Below are 8830 nucleotides of genomic sequence, written 5' to 3' on the forward strand. Positions count from 1 at the left end.
CATGCTCTGGAACCTGCGGTTGAAGGCCGCCGAGCGCGGCATCTGGAAGTCCGCCGAGCTGCGGCGGATGCTCGCTGACGCGGGCCTGGAACTGAGCCTGGGGAAGATGTCGGCGCTCTGGACCGGCACCCCGAAGACGATCCGCCTCGACGACCTCGACGTGATCTGCCACGTCCTGGCCTGCGAGCCCAGTGACCTCCTCGTCCGCGAGCCCGCGAAGGTCGCCGCCCGCAAGCCGGCACAGGAGAAGATCGCCGGCGCGAGCGATGTCCCGCCGATCGTCCGGCCCCGACCAGGGAACCCACGCTCGACACCACCGCTATGAGCACGACGCTCGGGTTCAACGAGCGGTTTCGGCCCCCACGGACCTGCTTCACCTGCGGCGTGAACCGAGCGGCCTGGACCCGCCCGCGGGTCGAGTACTGCTACGAGTGCATGCCCGGCGGACCGTTCACCCCGCCACCGTGTGAACGATGCGGCTCGAGCGCCTACTTCAACCAGGGCCGCTGCGAGCTCTGCCATCCCGGCAGTCCCCGCTATCCCGGAGCCTGCAAGGACTGCCTCGCCTGGGGCGTTTGCCGGCAGAACAACTGGCTCTGCTGGGCCTGCCGCTGGTGGCGCCAGCACTACCCGGTCGGCGACTGCGTCTACTGCGGGCGGCACGTCACGATCGGGGTGCAGGGCGCCTGCCGTCTCTGCCTGGAATCCGCTCGCCGCGTCACCGAGCCCGGCACCGCCCCGGACCCCGCCGATGGCGTCCGCTACGGGCTCCAGCTCTTCTTCGCGAACATGCCCGCGCCGCGCAAGCCCAAACGGTCCACATCGGGGATTCGTGCGCTGCGGAAGGCTCTGGCCGCTCAGGTCGACCGGCAGGCCAACTGGGACCAGCCCGAGCTGTTCCACCTCGATCCGGACCCCGAGTTGCTGCGGCAGGCGACGACGGCCGGCGCACGGGAGTGGACCTACCGAACCGACACGATCGTGTTCGCGCACGCGGAGAGATTCGGCTGGTCCGAGCGGCAGACGAACCAGGTCCGCCGGTCGTTGAAGATGATCCAGCTGATACGACCCGACGGCGCCACCCAGGTCCGCGCCAGCGAGGTCCTGCGGCTGAGCGGCTACGACACCAACACGAACCGGGTCTCCACCCTCGACGTTCTCGCCGAGGCCGGGTTCCTGATAGATGACCAGGTGCCGCACATCGTCCGCTACTTCGACGCCAGGACCGCGGGCCTGCCGGAAACGATGACCAGCCAGCTCGCCGTCTGGTTCGACCTCATGCGGCACGGCTCGACCATCCCGCCGCGGCGCAAGTCCCGAGACGATAACACCACCCGCACCCTGATCCTCGGGATCATGCCGATCCTGCACGCCTGGGCGAACGCCGGCATCGACTCCCTCGCACAGGTCACCCGCCGCATGATCGCCGACAGCCTGCCCGCCGAGCCCTCGCAACGGCACTGGGCCGACCGGGGGCTGCGGTCAGTGTTCGCCGTGATGAAAGCCCGCAAGCTCGTGTTCACCGACCCGATCCGCAACCTGCCGATTGTCAACACGCGCACCACGATCCCGATGCCGCTGGACGCGGCCGCGATCCGCGCCGCACTGAATCACCCCGACCCCGCGACCGCGCTCGGCGTCGCGATCGTCTCGTTCCACGGCCTCACCAACGGCCAGACCCGCGCGATCCAGCTCACCGACGTCGTCGACGGGCGCCTCACCCTGTACGACGGACGCTCGATCCCTCTGGCCGAGCCCGTCAGGGTCCGCCTCGCCGCCTGGCTCGACTACCGCGCCCAGAGATGGCCCGCCACGATCAACCCGCATCTGTTCCTCACCCAGCAGACCGCGCCCCGACTCTCCGCACCGGGCCACTCCTTCCCTTGGAAGAAGGCTGGTCTGAACCCGCAGTCGCTGCGCACCGACCGCATTCTGCAGGAGATCTACGCGACCGGCGGCGACGTCCGCCGCATCTGCGACCTCTTCGGCATCGGCATCGAGGCCGCTCTGCGCTATGCCACCAATCTCGGCCACGCCGCGTTTCGCGAGCAGATCCCCGCTCCTGCCCGAGCGCTCGACGGTGACTAGGCCGAGGGGGGAATCCTGCGGACGCGGACTGCCGCTGCGGCGGGGAGCGAGAGCACTACCCGTTTGTGCCCTACGGTCATCTCGATCATGGATGCCTGGGGGTTGAAGTCGTTCACGCGAACCCGGGTGCCGACGGTGATGCCGTGATCCTGGAGGTAACGGAGCACGTCGGGGGAACGGTCGGAGACTCTGGCGATATCTGCCTTGGTGCCCGCGGTGATCTCGGTCAGTGGTCTGCTGTCGTCGGCCGGCACCGTTCCGTCGGCTGCGGGGATGGGATCGCCGTGGGGGTCGGTGGTCGGGTGGCCTAGGACGGTGTCCATTCGGTCCAGCACGAGGTCGGAGATGGCGTGTTCGAGCCGGTCGGCCTCGTCGTGGACCTGGTCCCAGCCCAGGCCGAGCGCCTCGACGAGGTAGGTCTCGATAATGCGATGTCGCCGGACGATCTCGACCGCGATCGCCCGGCCCGCATCGGTAAGGCTGATCGGCCCGTAGGGTTCGTAGTCGATATGCCCGTCGCGGGCGAGCTTCTTCAGGTTCGCAGACACCGTCGATGCGGTGACTCCGAGCTGCGCGGCGAGGTCCGTCGTGGACGGCTCTCCGCCGGGCCACTCGTGGGCCTTCCAGATCAGGGTGAGGTAGTCCTCGACCATCCGGGTGAGAGCAGGGTGCGGCATCTTGCCCATGCTATCCACGCACCGCCGTCGAAGTCTCGGCAGCCGGAATCGGCGCGGCCTGGGCTCGCCGGAACGGCGCCGCGAGCGTAGGGAGAATGTCGCGGCGGTGCGCGATCAGGAATCCAATCGCGAGCACGGCCTGGATGGCGCTGAGTACGTATCGGCCGGTGGTGTCGGTGACGACGAACTGCACGGCGAACAGGGCCGCGAGCCCGATCGCGGACCACCAGTGGAACCGGAGGGCGAGGATGATCGCCACGCCCAGCAGCGTCTGCGTCGCGGTCAGGGTGAACTCCTCGATCTGCCGGGCGTCCAGCGCCAGCGACGCGGGGCCACCACCGGCGAAGTGCGCGATCGGGAGGGAGCCGACCAGCAGGCTCCACTGGTTGACCTTCGACGCGATGAGCGTGCCGATTGCCGCCGCCCCCATCCCACGCAGGGCGAACATCACCGCGATGATGAACTCCGGTGCCTCGGAGGCCAGCGGGGCAAGCCACTGCACGAGGAAGTAGCTGTCGATGCCCAGCGACGACCCGGAAGCGACCAGCGCCTCCGCGAACGGCTCCGCCGAGAGCAGGATGATCGCGGCCGAGATCACGAAAAGTCCGATGACTGCGACTCGTCGTGGGCGGGTGTTCATCCCGGCGATCAGCGCGGCGGCGCCGACGAACTCCTCCTCGCCATCATCGTGGGTCTGCCCGGCACGCCACAGGTACAGGCCGAACACGAGGATCAGCGCGGCGCCGAACCAGATCGGGATGCTGCCCATCAGCGGTATCGCGAACGCGACCACGGCGAGGATCGCGAGGAATCCGATGTCCAGGCGGCTCTCCTTCGGCAGGTCGAGGAACCGCGGTGAGGCCGTTCCCCGTGCCCGGGCGACACGGCGGGCGACCAAGAGCGAGACGACAACCACGAGCGGCCACCCGAAACCGAGCAGCAGCCGGTTCGAGCCGGTCATGTTCGCCGCCGCGTAATGCAGGTATTCGGCGTCCGACCCGGACCGGAACGCGTAGTACAGGTCCACCGCGTACTCCGGGAGCACCGCGATCAGCGCGAGCAACGCGATCGCCAATGCGCCGGAGATGTCCTTCTGCGCCGCCTCCGCCGCCCACGCGAGCAAGAACGCTGCCGCGACAACAGCAGCACCGAACACGAGCATCTCCAGCACCGGGAACAACTCGATCCCCGTGAGCCGCAATACCAGGGCGGGAGCGGCGATCAGCAAGCACAACAGGACACGGCGGACAAGGGCGGCGGGCATGGCATCTCTCCTGGACGCGCCGCAGCACGGGGAGGATCTCCGGCCACGGCAAAGGACCGAAGGTCTCGCTCGCCTCACGAACTGAGGTGGGGCGCCGGGCCGATCATCGTGACCGCCAGTGTGTCGACGCACCGCATCCAAGCCGAAGCCCGGACGGAACTACTCCCCTTCGGGAATAAGCCTGACGCACCCCGATCGGATGTGTCTACGCACACCTCAGAGTTAGAGAAGTCACACATCTCGGCCCCGTTGCTTCGGGTTCCGTGAACCCGCACCCTCAGCTAGCCTGAATGGGCGCGTGGAAGCTCAGGTTCCCTGGATTTCCGAACGGATTCCGTGGAACCCGTTACCTTTGCCGGTCATGCGGCCGGTGGTGTCGAAGGCTGTGAGCTCGGCGGGATGGAGCTGGTGCTGGACGATGAAGGAGCGGTCCTTGATCCGCCACAGTCCCTGCCCGGTGCCGAGGCCTGGTAGGAGCTTCTGCTCGGTGCCGGTCAGCCCGAGCGCGGCGGCGGTCGTGCCGAGCTGGTCGGGCTCCTGCCGGTAGATCACTCTCGTCTCGGCGTTGGCGAGAAGCGACGAGGCCAAGGCGCGCATGGAGGAGCCCTGATCGCCCACGTTCTCCAGGTCGGACAGTTTGTGGAAGATCAGCATGTTGGCGATGCCGAAGTGCCTCGCGAGCCTCCACTGGGCGTCCATCCGCCGCAGCAGGGCGGGATACTGCATCAGCCGCCAGGCCTCGTCGTAGATCACCCATCGTCGCCCGCCGTCCGGGTCGGACAGGGCCGATTCCATCCACGCGCTGGAGCAGGTCATCAGGACGGAGATGAGGGTGGAGTTCTCCGCGACCCGGCTCAGGTCGAGGGAGACCATCGGCAGAGAGGGGTCGAACCGCACCGTCGATGGGCCGTCGAATAATCCTTGCAAGTCCCCGGCGACGAGCCGGCGCAGGGCGTGGCCGACGAGCCGGCCGTCCTCCGCCAGCCGGCCGTCCACGTCATCGGTTCGGTTGGGGGTGAGAACGCGGTCGACGACCATCGGCAGGATCGGCACCTCTGCGGAGCGCACGGCGTCGGCCAGGGCGAGGTCGATGGAGGTGTGCTCCAACGGGGACAAGGGCCGGTCCAGCACGGTCTCGGCGAGCGCGCCGATCAGGTCGCGGCGGCGGGAGGCGACCTGGGTGACCCATTCGGCATCCGACACGCTCGCGGGTCGGTAGCCGGCGTCGAGGGGATTGAGCCGGGTGGACAAGCCGTGGCCGAGGATGATCGCCTTCCCGCCGACCGCTTCCGCGACGGGCGTGTGCTCGCCCTTCGGGTCGCCGGGGACGTAGACCCGGCGGCCGAACGGCAGCGACCGGCTGTAGAGCGACTTCGCCAGGCTCGACTTCCCGCAACCCACGATGCCGGCCAGGACGATGTTCGGCGCGGTGATGACCCCGCGCTGGTACAACACCCAGGGGTCGTAGACGAAGGAGCCGCCCGAGTAGAGGTCCTGGCCGACGAAGACCCCGGAGGAGCCGAGGCCGCCTTCGGCAAGGAAGGGGAACTGGCCGGCGAGCGTCGCGGAGGTGTCCTGGTGCTTGGGGAGCCGGAACCTGCCCGGCGTCCGCAGCGCGGCCGGCCCGGTTTCGCCGCTCGCGGGCAGGTAGGTGGTGGCGCGCTTCTCGACCTGCTCGGCCTCCCACTTCGCCTTCGCCCGCTCCCGCTTGGCCTGACGGGCGTCGGCCTCGACCTGCGCGGCGGCCTGCCGGCGGGCCTTGCGGTGCTTGCGCCGTTCACCCTCCGGGCCGACCAGGACGCTCGTATGCAGCCGGCCCTCCTCCTCGCCGGTCACAGCACAAACCCCCGGCCGTGCGCCGAGGACGCCGGCGGCCGGGCGAACCAGTCCGTCGCCGCGGCCGCCCGGCTCGGCCGTGCGCTCGGCTGCGCAGCCGCCCGGTTCTTCGCCGCCGCGAGCTCGACGTCCGTGAGAACAGGTTCGACGTCGTACTCGCGAAGCAGGGAGACGTGTCCCATGAACGGGTTGTAGGTCAGCGAGTAGACCTCGCTCGTCGCGGTGCGGTCGAGCTTCCCGGCCGGCGGGGCGTCGTACACGTACCCGTTCTCGAGCGCGGCCTGCGTGGTCTCCTCGCCAAAGTCGAACCCGGCCAGGCGCTCGATCGCCGCATCGGCGCCCTCGCGCCTGATGAGATCCAGCACCTCGTCGGCCTCGGAGCCGTCCAGGAACACGACGCTGATCCACCGCGGCGCAGCCTCCGAGTGAGGCGCCTGCTCTACGTCGAGCGAGGCCGGGTCGAACTCGGCAAACACGGTCAGGTCGGTGTAACTGCGCAGCGCGGCCTCGGCCGCCCACTGCGGGAACAGGCCCTCGTTCTCGGGATGCGAGCCAGGATTGTCGAGGGCGTACTGGCGGGCTTCGCCGGCCGCGCTGAGGTAGACGGCGAGCTCGCGCAGAGCCCGGCCTGGATCGACGGGGGCTCCGGCGCCAGTGAACAGGTCGCGGCCTTCGACGCTCTCGCCGCTGGCGGAGTCCTCGATGCGGTAGGCGTAACGCTGGTGCTCGCCCAGCGGCTCGTCAGGCCACACCGTCAGCGTCAGCGTCCCGATGCGCGCTGCCGTTCGGGCCGGTTCGCTGGGCGCGGCAAGATACCAGGCGATGCGGCCGGAGTGCTGGGCGGCGGCGTCGAGCCGCCACTCCACCGTGTCCAGCAGCGTGCCGGCCTGGTGCAGCTCGTCCGCGGCGGCGAGTGCCGAGGTCGCCCCGGCCGCCTGGTCTCCGGCGTCGTCGCGGGCCAGGACGCGGTGGTCGACGTGCGCGGCGGCAAGCTGGTCGAGCACCTGCCGCAACGACCGGACGCCGGCGAGCAGGTCACCGAGCACGGGGTAGGTCGCGGCGGGCTCGGGCATCACACGGGTCGCGTGGGCGAGGCCGCGCAACGCAGCGGACGCCTCGGCGGCATCGGCCCTGGGGTCATCGAAGGTCGGCATGATCGGACTCCTTGCGTTCGGTTCGTGAGGTCGCCAGGCAGGTGCGCCCGTTCAGACCGACCGGCACAGCGGCAGCGCAGCGACGGTGAACGCCTGGGCCTGCTGGCCGACCAGTCGGCGGGTCTCGCAGCTAGCCTGGATGGCGGCCTGCTCTACGGCGGCCACGGCGGCATCCAGCTCCTCGACGCTCGGTGCGGACACGGAGATGAGGCCGGAGACGCGCAGGACGCCGTGCCCGGCGGTCAGGTCCGCCTCCTGCTGCAACACGTCTTCGTACTCGGCCGTCTGGGCCGCGTCCTCGATCTGGCCGATCTTGCGGCGCTGGGCGGCATCGGAGATGAGCTCGGTCTTCTTCTTCCGCAGGTCCCGCGCCGCCTGGTCGGCCCGGACGGGCGTGTAGTGCAGCGCGAGGGTGCGCAGGATGCCGTTGGACAGCACCAGCGGGGCCAGGAAGCCGGGGTAGACCTGCGAGCGGGGCCATTCGTTGATCCACAGCACCGCATGGAAGGCGGAGTCTGAGCGCAGTCGTTCCCAGGTCTCGGTGACCGCGACGGGGCCGGCGGTGGCGAGGTCGCGGCCGAGCGTGCCGTGGCGTTCCAGGGCAGGTGCGGCGGCCGGATCGTAGGCCGAGCGCAGGATGACGGCCACCTCGCCGGGCGTCAGCCACCCGGTCGAGGTCAGCTCCGCGGCACGAAGCGCCGTGGTCAGGGTGGTCATCTCCTGGCGCAGCACCGCGGCGGCCCCGCGCATCCCGCCGCCGGCGGTCCTGACCTGCCGGGCGGCCGTCTTCATGTCCAAGGCGAGTGAGATGGTGGTGGCGTGGCGTTCGCCCGCGGGGCCGGCGCGGTCGATGAGCTCCCTGTAGGTCGTCGCAGCCCAGGAGCCGTCGTCGGTTCCGTGGGTGCGCCACCACTCCGCGAGGCCGCTGCCGGAGTCCGGCAGGGTCCGCTCGGAGACCTGAATGCGGGCGATCCGCGCGGAACGGCAGGCGGAGGCCAGGACGCGGCCCCACCCGGAGACGCGGCGCTGCTGCTCACCGGGGTCGAGGAGGATGAACGCGGGATGGCTCACGCCGAGGATCGCAGTGAGGGTCCGAGCGTGCGGATCGTGGATCATCGCGGCCCCGGTCTCGGGGTCCTCCCACTCCCGCAACGGCGCGGCGTCGCCCGGCAGCGCGAGCGTCCCGGCCGGGCGGGGCTTGATGACGCGGCGGCGGTAGATGAGCTGGGCCAGGTAGGTTCGCGCGGCCCAGCGGGTCACGATGGGCACCCACTCGATGAGCTTCCGGCCACCGGCCGGGATCGCGGCCAGCAGGGCGCAGGTCGCCCACACCGGGCATGTGAACAGGAGTCCTTCGCCGCCAGCCAGGTAGAGGCCGGCGACAACAAGCAGGACCGCCAGGCCCAACACGACGAGCTGCGGCAGGGACAGGCCGAGCATGATGCCCCGCTTGGTCAGGCGGGAGAACTGCACGGGCCGCAGCGGATAGGCCGAGACCTCGGGATCGGTTCGGGTCATGACGTCACTCCTTCGATGCGCTCGGCGGGGTCGGTGTGCGAGGCGGCGGCGCCGAAGGCGCAGCGGTCGTCGGTGTGGTCGGGCCGCTTGGAGCCGGCCTGGTGGGTGCGGGGCCGCTCGGTGCCGGTGTGTTCGGGGCTTGCGTGCTGGGCGGCGGCGGGGCGGACTGCTCGCTGGCGGCCGAGGCGTGGACTTCGGCGGCCCCTCCGACCGCGGCGCCGGCCTTCGGCCCAGCGGTCGCGGCGGCCTTGGCTACGGCCGCTCCTGCGATCACGGCGGCCCCGACCGGCCCG

The 8830-nt window shown here is 70.3% G+C and carries 7 protein-coding genes; 2 read left to right on the forward strand and 5 right to left on the reverse strand.

The window, feature by feature from the left end; all coding sequences use genetic code 11:
• Position 1: 1 nt before the first annotated feature.
• The gene (locus F8A92_RS01460; RefSeq protein WP_034719243.1) at positions 2 to 325 is read left to right on the forward strand and encodes a helix-turn-helix domain-containing protein; all 324 of its coding nucleotides are present in this window, start codon (positions 2 to 4) and stop codon (positions 323 to 325) included.
• Complete coding sequence (locus F8A92_RS01465; RefSeq protein WP_051518701.1) at positions 322 to 2088, forward strand: site-specific integrase; 1767 nt, start codon at positions 322 to 324, stop codon at positions 2086 to 2088. Before F8A92_RS01460 ends, F8A92_RS01465 begins: the two co-directional genes overlap by 4 nt.
• On the opposite strand, the gene F8A92_RS01470 is transcribed toward F8A92_RS01465, so the two are convergent.
• From F8A92_RS01470 to F8A92_RS01490, 5 genes are all read right to left on the reverse strand, one after another.
• Positions 2085 to 2774, reverse strand: a complete 690-nt coding sequence (locus tag F8A92_RS01470; RefSeq protein WP_034719247.1) for a metal-dependent transcriptional regulator — start codon at positions 2772 to 2774, stop codon at positions 2085 to 2087. The two genes, F8A92_RS01465 and F8A92_RS01470, sit on opposite strands and share 4 nt — an antisense overlap.
• A 1-nt stretch (position 2775) precedes the next feature.
• Positions 2776 to 4029, reverse strand: coding sequence for a sodium:proton exchanger (locus F8A92_RS01475; RefSeq protein WP_034719249.1), 1254 nt, complete (start codon positions 4027 to 4029; stop codon positions 2776 to 2778).
• Positions 4030 to 4335: 306 nt separating this feature from the next.
• Complete coding sequence (locus tag F8A92_RS01480; protein ID WP_153502775.1) at positions 4336 to 5865, reverse strand: ATP-binding protein; 1530 nt, start codon at positions 5863 to 5865, stop codon at positions 4336 to 4338.
• Positions 5862 to 7019 (reverse strand): hypothetical protein, encoded by a 1158-nt coding sequence (locus F8A92_RS18520; RefSeq protein WP_194291315.1) that lies wholly within the window; start codon positions 7017 to 7019, stop codon positions 5862 to 5864. The genes F8A92_RS01480 and F8A92_RS18520 overlap by 4 nt, the downstream gene beginning before the upstream one ends.
• Positions 7020 to 7070: 51 nt before the next feature.
• Positions 7071 to 8537: an SCO6880 family protein gene (locus tag F8A92_RS01490; RefSeq protein ID WP_153502776.1), complete on the reverse strand. Its 1467-nt coding sequence runs from the start codon at positions 8535 to 8537 to the stop codon at positions 7071 to 7073.
• Positions 8538 to 8830: the final 293 nt, after the last annotated feature.

Source organism: Cumulibacter manganitolerans (assembly GCF_009602465.1).
Classification (GTDB): Bacteria; Actinomycetota; Actinomycetes; order Mycobacteriales; family Antricoccaceae; genus Cumulibacter; species Cumulibacter manganitolerans.

Bases quoted from the DNA above. Each gene is read 5' to 3' on its own strand.
- F8A92_RS18520 (WP_194291315.1), bottom strand. From the start codon at position 7,019: ATGCCGACCTTCGATGACCCCAGGGCCGATGCCGCCGAGGCGTCCGCT.
- F8A92_RS01470 (WP_034719247.1), bottom strand. From the start codon at position 2,774: ATGGGCAAGATGCCGCACCCTGCTCTCACCCGGATGGTCGAGGACTAC.
- F8A92_RS01465 (WP_051518701.1), top strand. From the start codon at position 322: ATGAGCACGACGCTCGGGTTCAACGAGCGGTTTCGGCCCCCACGGACC.
- F8A92_RS01490 (WP_153502776.1), bottom strand. From the start codon at position 8,537: ATGACCCGAACCGATCCCGAGGTCTCGGCCTATCCGCTGCGGCCCGTG.
- F8A92_RS01460 (WP_034719243.1), top strand. From the start codon at position 2: ATGCTCTGGAACCTGCGGTTGAAGGCCGCCGAGCGCGGCATCTGGAAG.
- F8A92_RS01475 (WP_034719249.1), bottom strand. From the start codon at position 4,029: ATGCCCGCCGCCCTTGTCCGCCGTGTCCTGTTGTGCTTGCTGATCGCC.